This is a genomic window from Coleofasciculus sp. FACHB-1120 (genome assembly GCF_014698845.1).
GTDB lineage: Bacteria > Cyanobacteriota > Cyanobacteriia > Cyanobacteriales > FACHB-T130 > FACHB-T130.
Genome location: NZ_JACJTV010000027.1, coordinates 23,905 through 41,286 on the forward strand (window position 1 = coordinate 23,905; position 17,382 = coordinate 41,286).

Genomic DNA, 17,382 nt, shown 5'->3' on the forward strand with positions numbered 1-17,382 from the left:
GGCACTGCCGTACTCCCTACAACCCCTCAAGTCACAGAAACAACTACCCCTCCACTTTCATTTGCCATCTTGTCTACCGCACACACAGCGTAAGTTCCCGGCTCAACCGTCGCAAACGTTGTCTCTCTAGAAAGGATTCTTTGCAGCGTCCAAGTTGTACCAGTTTGCTTATAAAGCGTCCAGGAACGAATATCGGGATTGCTAGCAACATTCCATGCCAGCTTGCCATTTCTCAACCCTAGCGCCGTTGGGGGCGGAGGTGGGGTCGAATTTCGCCACGACATCACGGGTGGTAATGCTGGTTTGGCATAAGTCGAGGTTTTGAATTTGTCATAGATGCCCTGGCGATTTTCAACGAACGCTTCCATACTGAAGAAGATATTCCCCAGGGACAAATTCCCGCTCAAGTTGCGAGTAATTTCAACTTGGTTTTCTGTCTCCGCAAGAGTCCAAACCTTGCCATCCAACCGTCCCAGATTATTACCGACGTAAATATGTCGGCCTTTGGGGTTATTATCCGTCCACCACTTCAGCAATACAGGGTAACTTTGGGCGGTTTGGTCAATGCGCCAGTAGAGTTGCGGGGTGAGATAATCAACCCAGCCTTGATCTAGCCATTTTTTTGAATCGGCATAAAGTACGCTGTAGGCATCTAGCCCCCGAATTTGAGGCGGTTGTCCAGGACGGTAAATGCCAAAGGGACTAATGCCAAACTTAACGTGTGGCTTGGTTACCTGAATTCCCCGCGATAGGCGCTGAACCATTTGATTCACATTGTCCCGCCGCCAGTCACCTAAAGAGAGTTTCCCTCCAGCAGCCGTATAGGCGGCGTAGGTTTTATCGTCGGGAAAAGATTGGCCTTCGATGGGATAGGGATAGAAATAGTCATCCAAATGGATGCCATCCACGTCATAGCGACGTATCACATCGAGAATGACGTTGTATGCCCTGTCCTGAACGACTTTCAATCCGGGGTCCATCCACATCTGATTACCCCATACATAAACCGCTTCGGGGTTGGTGACGGCGATGTGAGGGCGGACTGGCGGGGAGTTAGTGATGGAGACGCTGGCGCGGTAAGGGTTGAACCAAGCATGAAGTTCTATATTGCGCTTGTGGCATTCAGCGATCGCATACTCCAGGGGATCGTAAAATGGCTCTGGTGCTTTTCCCTGGCTTCCAGTTAGCCAATAACTCCACGGTTCTAATTGCGAAGCATAAAAGGCATCCCCTTCCGGTCGTACCTGCAAGACCAGCGCATTCATTTTCATCGCTTGCATCCGGTCAAGGATGCCAATGAGTTCGGCTTGCTGTTGTGCAACTGTCAATCCCGCTTTGGAAGGCCAATCATCGTTCCACACGGTTGTCACCCACACACCTCGAAACTCCCGTTGATGACTGACTTTGACAGTCGGCGTCTGACCGGGTAGGATGGGTTTTGGAGGCACCACGATGTAGGAAGATGCAATCCGAGGCGCTTCGTCTAGATAAACTAAAGCTTGATAAATAAAAGCGGCAACATCGCCACGAGTTGCTGCCAGATTCGGATTGAATAATTTTAGATTCGGGTAGTTCACCACCAGCCCTGCCCTCGTCGCTACTGCGATTTCGTCGGTGGCATAACTAGGAATTCCAGCGCCATCTTGATATATCCGTGGCAGTGCTGTTTTTAGGTCAGAGTTTATATTCGCGGCAATCTGCAAGCCACTGACTAGAGAAACTAAAGCTTGCGTTCGGGTAATCCTGTCTGCTGGACGGAAGCGATTATCGGGAAAACCACTAATAAATAGTGTTTCGTAAGCTTTTTGAATCGCACTCGCCCCCCAGTAAGTAGAAGGAACATCAATAAAGGGAATATATTGTCGTTTCGCAGGTCTCGAAAATGCTGTACTAATAAGGGCTGCAAATTCAGTGCGGGTAATAGATTGATTTGGCCGAAAAGTCCCATCCGGAAACCCGTTAATAATCCGACGCTGGGCTAAAGCTTGGATGAATAAGCGTGCCCAATGAGTTTGAATATCGAGGAACTGAGTCGGGGTTGTCACCATAGTTGTTGCGAATTGGGAAAAGGCAATCGGGGAAAAGTTTTGAGTATTGATATCATTTCACTTTATCTGTGCCACAAATATGTCTATTGCCCCCTTAAGAAAGGGGGTTGGGGGGATCGCAAATGTGACAGCAAAATAGTGAATTGGTATAAGTTTTGAGTTATTAAAAGAGTTTTTTAATTCAAAATTCAACACTTCACTACTTTCAGTACCGATTACCGCTTAATAAGTTGTTCCAATGCCTCAGAGATAACCTGCCGTTGTTCGGCGTCGTAACCGCGACGTTCTAAAAATGCTTTGTAGCTACCTTCGCCAGTGACGGCACTTTCCAATAACTTTTGAGACACTTCGTAGACAGAGGGGAGTTCCACCTGTTCAATAATTCGAGTGGTACGCGATCGCACTCTTTGGGATGATTGCGCCATCTCTTCGTTACCATTGCGGTGATGGGCAACCGCCATCACCGCAGACATGGCTACATTTTTGACTAACAATTCTGAAACAGTGTCTGGATTTGACTGCAATGCCTGTATAACAGCCGCAGAGGGATTATCGGCGATTGTCCCCTCAGAGGTTAGGTAGGTGACGAAAAAGCCTCTCGCACCATTTTCGGTTTTGACTAATTTTCCCACTACTTCAGCTATCTGTGCGTCGGATAATTCACCCGCTTGCATCTGGGAGAGCAAAGATTGAGTCAGCGCGATCGCATTCTCAAAGGTTACTTTTTCTGGAACTGTAAACGCAGATCCACTCATGATTGTGCCTGAAAATCGTTCTCATGCGATGATAGCCAATTTAGCGTAGGGGCATGGTAGCGACATGATAGGGGCATGGCAATGCCATATCCCTAGGTTTTTCGTTCCTTCGCGTTATAGCCGGTTAAGCGATCGCGTTCACAATTTACCGATTTGCCGAATATTTACATTACTCCCAGTAATCAACACCCCAATTTTGCCACTAGGTTCTTTCACAACTCCCGGCAGCAAAGCGGCGGCGGCTAAGGCACCCTCGGTTCCACCACAATTTTCAGATATTGATTTTCAGACATTCCCACAAGAAAAATATCATGGAAATAGGACTGTGATAGTTGCCTATGTAAACTTTCTATAGATGTTTATCTATAAATATCATATAGATCCTTGATAGGGATTTTTAAAATACACTTAAAAATTAAAAAACTTATTTGTTAAAAAATATTTTTATTTATAGACATTTATCTATCATTACCATATAAATTCTTGATGACAACTGCTTGATGACAACTGCTCTAGGCATAAAAACCTATGGTAGCAAAGAGTTATATAAGTTTTTTTTAAATGATTTATCGCTTAATTATCTAAATCAATTATTCCCTTTTGGTTACTTAAACCATTAAGATAAGCAGAACGCTTAAGAAATTATTAATTCGGCATTCGCCTTACTGCATAGGTTGATTGGGGAAATTACGGGTTGGCTTGAGGCAACCCTAGCTTTGCTGCAAGTTTGGAGGGAATTCAGTGGTTCAGGTTCTCATTGAGAGTATTTGGTTAGTCCCTTGCTATGCCTTAATTGGTGCTATTTCCGGGCTATTATGGTCGCCCGGTATCATCCGCCGCACAGGGCCGCGCCCCGCTGGTTACGTTAACTTGCTGATGACCTTTTTGGCATTCGTTCATAGCTTAGTGACTCTGCAAGCGATTTGGAACCAGCCGACTCAAGAAATAACGTTTACATGGCTGTCGGCAGCGGGTTTGGATTTAAATTTCCCCCTAGAAATCTCAGTAATTAACGTTGCAGCGATCGCTTTAGTCACCGGGTTAAACCTGCTAGCGCAGATATACGCGATCGGCTACATGGAGATGGACTGGGGGTGGGCACGCTTTTATGCCTTGCTAGGGCTTTTTGAGGCAGGAATGTGTGGTTTAGCTTTGTGCAACTCGTTGTTCTTTAGCTACGTAATTCTGGAAATCCTCACCTTAGGGACTTATTTGCTGGTAGGGCTTTGGTTTAGCCAACCGTTGGTGGTGACGGGGGCGCGGGATGCGTTCTTAACCAAGCGGGTTGGGGATTTAATCATGCTGATGCCAGTTATTGCCTTGTATCCCCTGGCAGGAAGTTGGAATTTTAACGATCTAGCACAATGGGCAAAAACCGCTGATTTAGACCCTACACTAGCCGCGCTATTAGGTTTAGGTTTAATTGCTGGTCCGATGGGTAAATGTGCTCAATTCCCGTTGCATTTATGGTTGGATGAGGCAATGGAAGGGCCGCTTCCCAGTACGATTTTGCGGAACTCGGTCGTCGTGGCAACAGGTGCCTGGGTGTTAATTAAGCTACAACCTGTGTTAGCACTTTCTCCCGTAGTGTCGTTGGCGCTGATATCGATCGGTGGGGTGACGGCGGTTGGCGCTTCCTTGATTGCGATCGCGCAAATTGATATCAAACGCGCTTTATCCTATTCCGTCAGCGCCTACATGGGATTGGTGTTTATCGCCGTAGGCACTCAGCAAGATGATGCAGCTTTGTTGTTGATCTTGACTCATGCGATCGCAATGGCGCTGTTGGTAATGAGTGTTGGTGGAATTATTTGGAACAACATCACCCAAGACTTAACCCAACTCGGCGGTTTATGGTCGCGCCGTCCGATATCTGGATTAGCCTTTGTGGTTGGGACGCTAGGATTAATCGCTTTTCCGCCTCTCGGCAGCTTCTGGGCATTGCTGAAATTAGCAGATGGTTTGTGGGCAACTCAACCTTGGTTAGTCGGTTTATTGTTGGTCGTCAATGTTTTGACAGCCTTCAGTTTAACGAGAGTGTTTGGGCTGATTTTTGGTGGAGAACCCAAGCCAATGACTGTGCGATCGCCAGAAGCATTTTGGCCTTTAACTTTCCCTATGATAGTTTTGGCCGCCTTCACCCTCCACCTCCCCTTAGTGTTACAAAGCTTGTCGTTACTACCGAGTTGGGCAACTTTCAATAAAGATATGGCGCTGCTGTTGATTTGGTCTAGCATCTTTGGTTGCAGCCTTGGCGGGGTGATCTATCTGAATAAAATGTGGCAAAAACCCGTCCAACTTCCTTGGAAACCCCTGCAAGATTTGTTGGCTTATGACTTTTACACCGCCAAAATTTACCGCGTGAGTATTGTTTTCAGCGTTGCTTTAATTTCCCGCTTCATCTCTGCCTTTGACCGCTACTTAGTAGATGGCTTCGTTAATCTTGTCGGCGTTGCTTCCCTTTTCAGCGGACAAAGTTTGAAATACAGCACTTCCGGACAATCCCAAGCTTATGCGATGACGATAGTAATGGGAATTATCGTCTTAGGAATGCTGTTATACTGGCGCTTTCTTCATGGGGCTTTACCGCTCTTTGTATCCCTCGCTCAGTAGGTAAAGGGTAGGCAATAACTACCTGAATAAACTAACTGGCAATCTGGCTGATTTAGAATTTTCTGTCATTATTGCTTTTTTAACTGAAAAGGACAGAGAATAATGACAAGGAACGAACAAAGCAAGTATTTAGTATTAGGAAGGAAGGAAGGAACCAATGAACTCAAAAAAACAGAAAGCACATTTCTCTAGACGGAATTTGCTGAAAATTAGCGCAGGCGCAGTAGGGGCAGGGGTCGTAACCGCCGGACTCGGATCTAAGTTGGTTTTTCCCGACAAAGCTGTTGCAGAAAATGACATGACACCCGATCAAGCACTGCGAGCTTTAATGGAGGGTAATCAACGCTTTATTAGCAGAAAACCTAAAAATATCAACCAAGGTTTTGAACGTTTGGGAGCCGTTGCAAAAACCCAGAAACCATTTGCGGCGATTCTGAGCTGTGCTGATTCACGGGTTCCTTCTGAGATTCTCTTTGACCGGGGATTTGGCGATTTGTTTGTATGCCGCGTGGCGGGAAATATCGCCACTCCGGAGGAAACTGGCAGCCTAGAATTCGGCGGTTTAGTATTGGGGACTAAGGTAATAATGGTGATGGGGCACGAAAGATGTGGGGCGGTAGATGCCACCATTAAAGGTGCCCAAGTTCCCGGTCAAATCGGTAGCTTAATTGAGGCGATAAAACCTGGCGTAGAAAAAGCAAAAGGGAAATCCGGCGATTCCCTAGAGAATGCTATTAAAGCTAACGTTATGGTTCAAGTTGAACAATTGAAATCCTCTCCTGTCATCGCTCAGTTAATTCAGGAAGGCAAACTGAAGGTTGTCGGTAGTTATTACGATTTGGATACGGGCAAAGTTACCTTACTGAGTTAGCCAGAACTATAGCAATTCCATTTAAGTAGTGAGATATCTTCGATTAAAAAAGTGCGATCGCGCATTAGCAGAGGAAGAAAAGAGAGAAGAATATCTCCTACATAAATTGGAATTGCTATTATATAGCTAAACCGCTATTTATATAATTCTCATTCAGTTGGTCAACAGAAATCAGGAATCAGCAAATAAAAAACCATGCTCAGCACTTTAATTTGGCTACCCTTTTTAGGTGCCGCTCTCGTCGGATTCTTACCTAACTTATCTGCTAGTCAGGCACGTTTACTTGCGTTAGCGATTGTCAGTGGAATTTTATTACAGACAGGATTTCTCCTAACCCAATTCGACCTGAACAATGCCGGGATGCAATTCTCGGAATTTATGCCCTGGATTGAAAAGTTGGGATTGAATTACAGCCTTGGTGTTGATGGTTTGTCTTTACCGCTGTTGGCTTTGAATAGCCTGCTGACATGGATTGTTATTTACAGCACCTCAAAGCAGATTACTCGTCCTCAGCTTTACTATTCTTTAGTAATGCTGGTTAATGCCGGGATTGCGGGTGCCTTCCTGTCGCAGAATTTGATGCTGTTTGTGTTGTTCTACGAACTAGAACTGATTCCGCTTTACTTGTTAATTGCCATCTGGGGTGGAACTGAAAAGCGTGGCTATGCAGCGATGAAGTTCCTCATTTATACAGCGCTTTCTGGAATTTTAATTCTGGCGGCATTTTTGGGTATAACTTGGCTGGGTAACGCTCCTAATTTTGATTACAATGCCAACATTGCTCAAGGTTTACCATTACAAGCGCAGCTAATCCTGCTAACAATGCTGCTGGTAGGTTTCGGAATCAAAATTCCCTTAGTTCCGCTGCATACTTGGTTGCCAGATGCTTATGTCGAGGCTTCCCCACCCGTAGCCATTCTTTTAGGTGGCATCCTGGCAAAGTTAGGAACCTATGGTTTGGTACGGTTTGGTTTAGGAATGTTTCCCGAAACCTGGACAATTGTGGCACCAGGGTTAGCGATTATCGGAGCGTTTAGTGCCGCTTACGGGGCGCTGAGTGCGATCGCTCAAAAAGATATCAAGCGCATGGTCGCTTATAGCTCTATCGGTCACATGGGCTATGTTCTGTTAGCCGCCGCCGCTGCTACACCGCTTAGTTTACTCGGTGCCGTCATGCAAATGGTTAGTCACGGCATCATCTTAGCCATCCTTTTCCATTTGGTGGGTGTTATCGAAAGCAAAGTTGGTACCCGCGATTTAGATGTCTTGAATGGTTTGTTGAGTCCCCAACGCGGCTTACCGCTTACCACTGCTTTGCTCGTTCTAGGCGGAATGGCGAGTGCTGGTATCCCCGGTATGGTAGGCTTTATCGCTGAATTTTTGGTGCTGCAAGGTAGTTTCATCGTATTTCCAATTCCGACCCTAGTTTGTGTGGTTTGTAGCGGTTTAACGGCAGTTTATTTTGTGATCCTCATTAACCGCACCTGTTTTGGCAAACTGAACAATTCCGCAGCCTACTATCCCAAAGTTGAATGGGTTGAGCGCACTCCAGCTTTAGTTTTAGCAGCCATAATCTTCTTCTTGGGAATCTTCCCCAATTGGCTGGTACGTTGGAGCGAGCCGACAACCGCTGCAATGGTTGCTAGTATGCCCGCGACTACTACTCAGCAAGTTGCTATCCACTACCAGTCTTCAGTTCAGCAATAGAAAATTACTTTCATTCCTCTCGTTACGGCGCTCAGCCTGGAAACGAGAAACCTAAGCCCCAGCTCCCTTAAGCGCTAGGGAAGGGGTTGGGGGAGAGGTCAAAATACTGCCCGCACAACAAAATAACGACTCATTAAAAAACATTCAGCAATTCACATAAAGGAACTAAAAATGGTACAAACTCCACCTAAGCCTTCAACAAAATTGCCTCCTTCTAACCATGAGTTTGCCGATATTATTCATCGCTTAGAAGCTGGTGGTGCAATGCTGCCAGATACGCCGGAAAATCTCATGCAAATTATCGGTATTTATAAAGCGTATGCAGTCCCAATGGATTTCTACTGGCGCGACCTGCTTTATATTGCCGAGCGTGTCTTTTTAAATCCCTTTCCCTTCTTTAAATACTTTCTCCCCAAGGAGTATTTGGAGTTACATAATCATTACGCTGGAGACGATGCAGATTTGCGGATCTGGCGCGGAGAAGCCACTGCTCATCCCGAACTTCTAGAGTTTATGGAGAAGGGCGAAACTTCTAAAATGCCCAAGTTATTCCATCACTTAGGGCATGACCGAATCAATATGGAATTTGCCGAAGCTTGTATGCAAGCAATGCTTTGGCACGGCAGAGACATGGGTTGGGGTAAATTCGATGCCTATCTAGATACCGATGAATACAAAGCGAATGCAGATAGAGCAATTAAGGCTTACTTCCAAGGTAATCCGGCGATGCTGGGATTATATAAACTGTTCCCTGATATGTTCTTAGAACAGGTACGCCAACTGTCTTACTATAGTAATTTAGGCTTGTTCTGGGAAGTGATGGCTCCAGTTTTCTTTGAGATGTCCGACCTCTACGATGAGGGCAAAATGACCACTGTGCCAGAGGCGATGAATTTTCTGGTAAATGGAATTTTTGCGATCGCGGGTCGTCCTATTTATCATCACGTTTATATTCGGGGTGAAAAGTATGAAATTATCCCCAAATCTTGCGGTTTTACATGGCTCTACGAAGCCGCATTACCGTATGTGGAAGCTGTATTCTACCGCACCGCTCCCTTCCGGGGTACAAAATCTTACAATGCTCAGGCAAAGCAAGTTCCTGAAAATCAGAAAGATTTCCACTATGGAATTCTCTATGCTGATGTATTTCCGGTGGGGAATGCTGGCATTCCGCCGACATTATTAATGCAGGATATGCTACATTTTCTGCCACCCTATCTCGTAGATTACTATCGTCAACACTGCCGGGGTGAAGATGATATGTTAATCCAATTAGGGATTACTTTCCAACGCTCGATGTACTGCGTTACTTCTGCTGTCATCCAAGCATTGCGAACTGCACTTCTCTATCCTTTAGATGACTCCAATCCAAAGCATTTACAAGCAAATCGGGAGTTTTTTGAAGCTCAGATAGATCGCTTCAAGCGTCCTGAAGCTCGTTTGCGGGATATTCAGCAGTCGGATTATCGATAGGAGTTCCCCCCAAATCCCCTTCAACAAAGGGGGTTTTTAAAAGGGAGCGATCGCAAGTGAATGCCTTAATTCCTCCAACACACCTCAAATAGGGTTGTTAAAAAGGGAGCGATCGCTCCCTTTTTTTATTTAACCCATCAAAATTACCGTGTCGATAACGTGAATCACGCCGTTATCCGCTTCGATATCTGGTGCGAGAACTGTGGCATTTTTCACCTCAAAACCATCAGAACAATCAATTCTGATAGGTGAACCTTCAACTGAGGTGACAGAAGTCAGCTTCTCTAAATCGGCTTTCATTAACTTGCCAGGAACGACATGATAAGTAAGAATTCTGGCAAGTTGGGGAATATTTTGTACCAAGGTTTGAATCGTTCCGGGTGGTAGTTTTGCAAAGGCATCATCATTCGGTGCAAAGACCGTAAAAGGGCCGGGACTTTTCAGCGTATCCACCAACCCCGCCGCTTGGACAGCAGTTACTAAAGTTTTGAAAGAACCCGCACCAACGGCAATATCAACAATGTCAGCCATCTGTTCTCACTTAATAGATTGTATGGAAAAAGCTCTGATAACAGTTTAGGGTGAGCCTTGCCAATATTATTGGATTGGCTATCGGCGATCGCTTTAAATCTTTAATGTTCGTTAAAAAAAGTTGTAATCTCTTGCTCACCTAGATTTAATTCACGTAGAAAGAACCACCTGATTGCGTCCGCGTCGTTTGGCTTCATAGAGAGCTTTATCTGCGGCTTCATTGAGTTGTGTCGCTTCATTGACGTTGGGAAAGACAGCGATGCCACAGCTAAAAGTAACCGAAAACTCAGCACCGTCAGACTGCTGCCGAACTTGTGCAAAACCCTCGCGGATTCGATTGAGAACTTGTACGGCTGTTGCACCATCTGTATGCGGGAGAATAGCCGCAAACTCTTCTCCGCCATAACGACCCGTGATATCAGTTTTACGCAAACGCTGCTGTAACAGACGGGATAAACTTTTCAGTACGCGATCGCCTGTCAGATGGCCATAAGTATCGTTCACTGACTTAAAATCATCAATATCAATCATGGCAAAGGCAAGGTGCGTATTTTCCCGCTGACCTCGTTGCACCTCAATACTGAGTTGCTCTTTAATCGTCGTATGATTGAGCAGCCCAGTCAGACTATCGCGCACCATCACCGAACGTAAAAGACGCGATCGCTGCACTCGCGGCATCACCGACGCAATCAGATGATTTGGCTGGATCGGCTTGGTTAAAAAATCATCCCCGCCTAGCTGAATCGCCGCTAGCTGCTTATTCAGATCCGTCTCCATCGACAGAAACACAATCGGAATGCCCACATAAGCCGGTTGCTGACGGATCACCGCTGCCAGTTCCACTCCATCGCATCCCGGCATATACATATCCATCAAAATTAGATCCGGTCTGAACTCAATTAAAGGCGGCATCACCTGCAACGGATCTGTCACGACCAGCGCCGTCATTCCCGCCTGTTCCAAAGTCCAACCATAGAAAGATGCCAAAGGCGCATCATCGTCAACGATTAAAATGCGATACGGCTCTGGTGCTTGCGGCACCGTCAGCAAATCCAGCGCATCAATCAATTCCCCAATGTTAATTGGCTTGGGAAAATACGCCTTTCCACCCGCTCTCACCGCCTGTAAACGAGCCATAAGATCGTTTCTGGCAGAAATAAACAAAACTGGCAGGGGTTGCTCGCGGTGCTGCTGGATGGCAGTAATTGTTTTGGGACCAGCAAGACTATCTTGAGGGAAAACAACATCCACAATGGCAGCGGCGGGTGGTGTTTGCGCGATCGCCTCCTCCAGTTCAGCAATTTTGTCAAAAGTGCGAACCTGATAACCAAAACAACTGATTTGCAACGCCAAATCCTGCGACAGATGCGGATCGTCTTCCACCAAAAAAATCAGCCGATTCTCTGTCCAAGGCTCTTGAGACTGCAACGGGGGGAGGTTTAGATCCAGTACACAGGTGTCCTCCACAGCGATCGCCTGTTTCAATCCTCCTACCAGCACGCAGATTTGTGCTTGCTCTTCTGCGTTTGGCAACTTTCCACTATCCAAAATCGCTTTGAATATCAGTTCCAAGGTTCGTGCCGCATTCCCTAACGCCAGCAACCCAAACGTGGCACTAGAACCCGCCAAACGGTGCATCAGGTGGTGTAGTGTTTCCAAAGGTGAGGCAGCGGCTTCTAGCAGGGACTGGGGTTGATTTGCAGAAGACGAATAGGGCTGAACATCTGAGGTGCTGAGGAGTTGACGTTCTTGATTCTCTCCTGCTCCGGGCAGGGTTTCCCCGCCCCTACATCCTGGCTCCTGCGCTACCGTTCCCTTTTGCTCAAGGCTTTCCAGCAGCTGATTCCAAATTGTTTCTATCTGCTCAATTCGACTCGGCAGTTGTTGCCTATAGGCAAGGCGTAAGGCATTGAGTTGATCTTGCGGATCTTGAAGCGCATCAATCATGGTACTGCGACCACATACGATTGAGAGTTACAGAAAGGGTCATGGGATCGAACGGCTTCGCAATCACATCCAGTACACCAAGTTGCTTATAATAAGCTACTTCATGGGTTTGCACTTTAGCAGTCAAGAAAATTACCGGAGTGCTTAAAGTTTGCGGAAGTTCCCGCAGTGCCTTCAGGGTCGTCATCCCGTCCATCCCAGGCATCATCACATCCAGCAAAATCAAATCCGGGGCAAACGTCGGTGCTTTCTGAATCGCTTCGCTCCCAGAACTACAGACTTCTACTGTAAAACCGCCGACTGCTTTCAAACCCAAGCAGGCAATGGTTTGAATATCTGGGTCATCTTCCACAAACAAGATACGAATTAAAGGTGGAGCTGTCATATTACTTTCAATGGATTAATCCTTAATTTAAACTGAGTGAGAAAAAAGAGAGCGGAGGAATCAGGGAGAGAGGCGGAATTTTCCACTTGCCTTTGAACGGGAAGGCTCATGGTTGAATAGTAAAAGTTAAGTGTCATTCGCTTATGGTTCATCTTATCTAATGAACCACAAACTACCGATTAGCCGATTTCACAAATCATATTAATTTTTACCGCCCATCTGAGAAAGTTGAATAATCAGTAGTCAAACGACATTGAACTTATTACAAATTTTCAAACTTTCCAACATTCAAAAGTTAGGAATTATTCAGAATTAAGGAGGAGAATTACTGCGTCCAATGAGAGATTTAATCGTTTCCAGCAACTGCTGATTGGAGGTGCGGGATTTGACAAGTGCCGCAGCTACGTGATGTGCCGCCTCCATGCCAACGGTATTGGCAGAGAAAATGACAGCGGGGATGGAGGAAAAAGTCTGATTATTGAGATCCGCTAGCAATTCTAGACCAGAACCATCGGGTAAACTGAGGTCAAGAATCACTAAGTCAAAAGTTTTAGAAGACAGCTTGTGTCTAGCCTCATGAAGATTTTTAGCTGAATCCATTTCGGCGATATTCTGCAAAATTGTTGAGACAACCTGAGTTAAATCTGGATCGTCCTCAACATACAAAATATGAGGCTTACTGTCTGAGTTCTGCCGAACTGCTTGCCGAACAGCTGCCATTAACCGCGCCTGATCGATTGGTTTATCCAGCCAGTCTATCACCGGCAACCCACCGCCACTGAGTTGTTCGCGCCCCTGTTGGGCTTTGGCAGAAACGACCACAATCGGGAGACTCTGAGTATTTTCATCTTCCCGCAGTTCCCGGATCAAAGAGATGCCATCTTGACCGGGTAGCGCCAAATCTACAGTCATGGCTGCATAGCAATTTTCTGACAAAAGCTGCTTGGCTTGGGCTGCATTGTAGGCGATATCAGCACTTAAACCTTCTTGTTTCAGCATCAGCGACAGCAGTGTGGCAATATCGGGATCGTCTTCACAGATCAGGATGGGGAGACTTTCCGGCGATTGGCAAGTCGGAATCTTTGAGATCCGTGCTTCGTGCCATTCTGGTAAATCGAAGTAGAAAGTCGTCCCGACATTCGTTTGAGTTTCAAAACTAATGTGTCCTCCGAGTTTTTCCACGATCGCTTTGCAGATACTTAAACCTAAGCCAGTTCCTCCCTTTTGACGGGTATCTGAGGAATCTGCTTGAGCAAATTTCTGAAAAATCCGGGGGCGAAAGTCTTCGGGAATGCCACAACCGCAGTCGGTAACGGCAACTCGGATGGTATTTGACGATTGAGGTTGACGGGAAACGGAGAGGGTGACAGTGCCATTGGGGGGAGAGAATTTGGCAGCATTGGAGATGAGGTTAGCGAGTACCTGCATCAGGCGATCGCGATCGACATTCACCAGAACATTAGACAACTCAGACTCCAGTACCAACTGCACCCCAAACTGTTCGCCATAGGCACGGTTCGCCTCCAGCGCCTGCTCTACGAGTGGCATTAGTTCCAGCGGCTGGAGATAAAAATCCATTTTGCCGGATTCAATCTTTTCAATATCTAAAATGTCATTAATCAGGAGAATCAGACGCTCGGTATTTTTATGAGCAATATTTACTAACGCCTTTGCCTCATTGGGAATTTCGCCCGCCACGCCTCCAGCAATTAAACTCAAGGAGCCGCGCACCGAGGTAAGCGGCGTCCTCAACTCATGACTGACGATAGAAACAAATTCGTTTTTCATTCGCTCCATCTCCTTGCGCTCGGTAATGTCGCGCACGATTGCCAGCACTTCATCCTCTCCGTTGACAACAACGCGAACTTCATAATCGCGCACAGAGCCTATCTCTCCGGTTGGGTAAGCAGGATTCAATGGAGCGAGCAGTTGATATTCAAAAACTTGTTTCTCGTTAGTAGACAGGGCTTTGGCGACATAATGCAGCATTTGCTGCGCTACCTCGGTGGGCAAAAACTCCTGCACAGTTTGACCGATGACTTGAGCGGGAGTGAGCGCCCGAACGTCATTTTTAGCCGCTCTGAAGTCTAGAAAGGTGCCATCTTTACGGATGCGAAACATCGAATCTGGAATCGCGTCGAGGAGGGCGCGAGTTTTGGCTTCACTTTGGCGCAGCACTTCACTTTGGCGGAGGGTTTCCTCTGCTTGGATGCGTTCAGTGATGTCGGTGGCGACGCCAATTGCGCCCATGACTTCGTTGTTGGCGTTTCGCAGGGGCGAATAGCGCACTTCAAAGGTCAATTTGCCCATTTTTACCAGTGATGTCAAGGCTCTGCCGGATAGCGCTTGCCGAACTTCTTCGAGAATCTGAGGGAAGCGGCGGTACACTTCAAAGATGGATTGACCAACCACCTTACCAGCTTGCAGTCCCAAAGTATCCAGACCGCTCCCTTCGGAAAAGGTAATGATACCCTGACGATCTAAGGCAAATAGAACGATGGGCGCACTTTTCACCACAGTCCGCAGACGTTCCTCACTATCGCGCAATGCAGTCTGAGCGACTTGCGATCGCGCAAGTTCTGCTTCCACTTGCTCGAACAAAGCGGCTTGTCGAATGGCGATCGCAATTTGCACGCTTAGCGCCTCTAGCAGTTCGACTTCCTCAAATTGCCACTGTCGCGACGATCGACAGTGATGGGCGATCAGCAGCCCCCACAAGTGGTCTCCTTGCAAAATCGGCACGACTAGATTCGCTCGCACCTGAAATCGCTCTAGCAATTCAATATGGCACGGGTTGATCTGAGCCGTGTAGATATCGTCAATGACACTGATACGACCTTGTTGATAAGCATTGGTGTAGCTTTTGGTAAAGCACGGATCTTTGATATTGCTTCCCAGAACTGCCAACCACCCATCACTCACGGACTCGACAACAACGGTGCCACTTTCATCCGGCTCAAAGCGGTACAAAATTGTTCGATCTGTCTGAAGAAACTGCCGCACTTCCTCCACGGCAGTATTTAGGACATCCTCCAGCTTCAACGATTGGCGGATACGCTCTTGCATGGCTCCTAAGAGCTGCTCTCGTCGCAGAAGTTGCCGTAAAATTGCTTCAGCCTGCTTGCGTGCGGTAATGTCGGTGTGAATTCCAATCAACCCCACCAGATTGCCATTTTCATCGGTGATGGCATCCGCTCTTAGCAAAATCAATACAGTGCGATCGCTCTTGGTACGCATCTCGACTTCACCACTCCAGCAGGAGTTGCCTTGCTTGATGGTGCTGATGACTTCACGAGCGCTATTCGGATCGCAGTAGCGGATAGATGGCCCCCCAGCCGCATTTATTTCATCTGTGGTGTATTCAAACAATTCCACAAACGCTGGATTGTGATACAGGGACTGCCCTTTGGCATTCGTAATGATGATGGCATCACTCGCATTTTCAACGGCTTTGCTAATCCGAATCAGATGTTCTTGGGCTTCCACTCGGTCGGTAATGTCCATCTGTACACCCACAAAGTTTGTGAGTTTTCCTTGGGGATTCTTTACTGGCGCAACTCGCAGTTCGTTCCAGAAAAGGGTGCCATCTTTGCGGTAATTCCGCAAGATGACATTGCACTCTTTTCCCTCCCGGATTGCTGTTCGCAACTCGGCGATCGCAGGTTGTTCGGTATCGATTCCTTGCAGGAAGCGGCAGTTGTACCCTAAAACTTCGCTCTCGGAGTACCCGGTCATTTCCTTGAAACTGGGATTGATATAAATCAGGGGATTGTCTGGCTTGCTAGCGTCGCTAATCACGATGCCGTTATTACTAGCAGCGATCGCCTTCTCCAACAGGTGCAGGTGTTCCTGTGATTGATGGGGTTGCGCGATCGCTCTCGACACAATCAATCCGCCAATTTCACCTGTGCCAGTACGCCACGGCTGTACTTCCCACCTTACCCACTCCACAGTTCCATCAGTACGGGGTAAAGATTCCTCAACCTTCTCGATGCTTCCCGCTAAACAACGCTGATGAATTGCCTGCCAACGGTCTGCTACTCCACCCTCAATTTCATAGTAAGAGCGCCCGATAATATCCTCACCAAGATTTTGCTCCGTCAGCCATCGATGGCTGAACAGCAGGTAACGCATCTCGCGATCGAACATCGCAACGGCTGCTGGCGCTTGCTGGATAAACAGTTGAAGCAGCTCTTGGTTATCGGTGTAATTCATGAGTAAGGCTGGGGGTGAGCGTGAAGTTAAAGTGACGCAGCTAAACACTTCTATTCCAATGGTGCCCAAATGCAATCTTCAGCTATCATCTGCATCACCAAATCGCTTCTTCCGGGCGCTGACAATCCTGCTCAGTGCAGGGTTCAATCCTACCTTAGCCCCTTTTTTGAGCGGGAATTAGATCGGAGGATTGGGGAGATCGAAATTGAGGGCGTTGGAGCCAAAACTCATGTCACAAGTCCATGAAATTTTGAATTTTTGGTTTGGCAAACCCGATGAGGCGGGTTATGGGAAACCCCGTAAAGTCTGGTTTACCAAAAAACCGCAGTTTGATGAGGAGATCCGAACCCGCTTCTTAGGAGACTACGAACTAGCCGCAGCGGGTCAGTTAAATCCCTGGAAGGAATCGCCCCAAAGCTGTTTAGCACTGATACTGCTATTAGATCAATTTCCCAGGAATTTGTTTCGCGGGAGTGCCCAAGCCTTCGCAACCGACAGCCTTGCCCTGTCTGCTGCACAGCACACAGTTGCCAATGGCTTCGATCGAGAACTGCTGCCAGTCCAGCGATGCTTTATTTACTTACCGTTTGAACATAGTGAAAATCTCGAACATCAGCGTCAGTCAGTGGAGTTATTTCAGCAATTGGGCGACGATCCTGACTGTATTGATTACATTTCCTACGCAGTTCGACACTTCGAGGTAATTGAACGCTTTGGGCGATTTCCCCATCGCAATCAGATTCTCGGTCGAGAGACAACGACCCAGGAGGCAGAGTTTCTTCAGCAGCCTGGGTCGTCATTTTAACGATCAAGATGCAACTGCATCTTGAATGCAAC

Annotated in this window: 11 protein-coding genes; 5 read left to right on the plus strand and 6 right to left on the minus strand. The window is 47.0% G+C overall.

From position 1 onward, the window contains the following. Positions 1-26: 26 nt before the first annotated feature. Positions 27-2,048: a family 10 glycosylhydrolase gene (locus H6H02_RS20275; protein ID WP_190821096.1), complete on the minus strand. Its 2,022-nt coding sequence runs from the start codon at positions 2,046-2,048 to the stop codon at positions 27-29. 215 nt (positions 2,049-2,263) lie between these two features. Next, positions 2,264-2,803, minus strand: a complete 540-nt coding sequence (locus H6H02_RS20280; RefSeq protein WP_190821098.1) for a hypothetical protein — start codon at positions 2,801-2,803, stop codon at positions 2,264-2,266. Between the two features lie 741 nt (positions 2,804-3,544). Between H6H02_RS20280 and H6H02_RS20285 the strand changes: the two genes are divergently transcribed. From H6H02_RS20285 to H6H02_RS20300, 4 genes are all read left to right on the plus strand, one after another. Next, a complete protein-coding gene (locus H6H02_RS20285) occupies positions 3,545-5,416 on the plus strand; it encodes an NAD(P)H-quinone oxidoreductase subunit F (RefSeq protein ID WP_190821100.1) in 1,872 nt (623 codons plus the stop codon). Between the two features lie 157 nt (positions 5,417-5,573). Beyond that, positions 5,574-6,287 carry a carbonic anhydrase gene (locus H6H02_RS20290; RefSeq protein WP_190821102.1) on the plus strand — a complete coding sequence of 238 codons (714 nt, stop codon included), beginning with the start codon at positions 5,574-5,576 and terminating at the stop codon, positions 6,285-6,287. A 195-nt stretch (positions 6,288-6,482) separates the two neighbouring features. Further along, complete coding sequence (locus H6H02_RS20295; protein WP_190821104.1) at positions 6,483-7,994, plus strand: NADH-quinone oxidoreductase subunit M; 1,512 nt, start codon at positions 6,483-6,485, stop codon at positions 7,992-7,994. Positions 7,995-8,165: 171 nt separating this feature from the next. Next, on the plus strand, positions 8,166-9,467 hold the full coding sequence (locus H6H02_RS20300) for a CO2 hydration protein (protein ID WP_190821106.1): 1,302 nt from the start codon (positions 8,166-8,168) through the stop codon (positions 9,465-9,467). Between the two features lie 129 nt (positions 9,468-9,596). Here the strand turns inward: H6H02_RS20300 and H6H02_RS20305 are convergent, their stop codons facing one another. From H6H02_RS20305 to H6H02_RS20320, 4 genes are all read right to left on the minus strand, one after another. Then, positions 9,597-9,998, minus strand: a complete 402-nt coding sequence (locus H6H02_RS20305; protein ID WP_190821108.1) for a fasciclin domain-containing protein — start codon at positions 9,996-9,998, stop codon at positions 9,597-9,599. A 150-nt stretch (positions 9,999-10,148) separates the two neighbouring features. Further along, a complete protein-coding gene (locus H6H02_RS20310; protein ID WP_190821110.1) occupies positions 10,149-11,945 on the minus strand; it encodes a diguanylate cyclase in 1,797 nt (598 codons plus the stop codon). Continuing rightward, positions 11,938-12,330: a response regulator gene (locus H6H02_RS20315; protein WP_190821112.1), complete on the minus strand. Its 393-nt coding sequence runs from the start codon at positions 12,328-12,330 to the stop codon at positions 11,938-11,940. The genes H6H02_RS20310 and H6H02_RS20315 overlap by 8 nt, the downstream gene beginning before the upstream one ends. Before the next feature lie 312 nt (positions 12,331-12,642). Then, on the minus strand, positions 12,643-16,545 hold the full coding sequence (locus H6H02_RS20320; protein ID WP_190821114.1) for a PAS domain S-box protein: 3,903 nt from the start codon (positions 16,543-16,545) through the stop codon (positions 12,643-12,645). 229 nt (positions 16,546-16,774) lie between these two features. Here H6H02_RS20320 and H6H02_RS20330 point away from each other — a divergent pair, with 229 nt between their 5' ends. Continuing rightward, a complete protein-coding gene (locus tag H6H02_RS20330; protein ID WP_190821118.1) occupies positions 16,775-17,350 on the plus strand; it encodes a DUF924 family protein in 576 nt (191 codons plus the stop codon). Positions 17,351-17,382 lie beyond the last annotated feature (32 nt).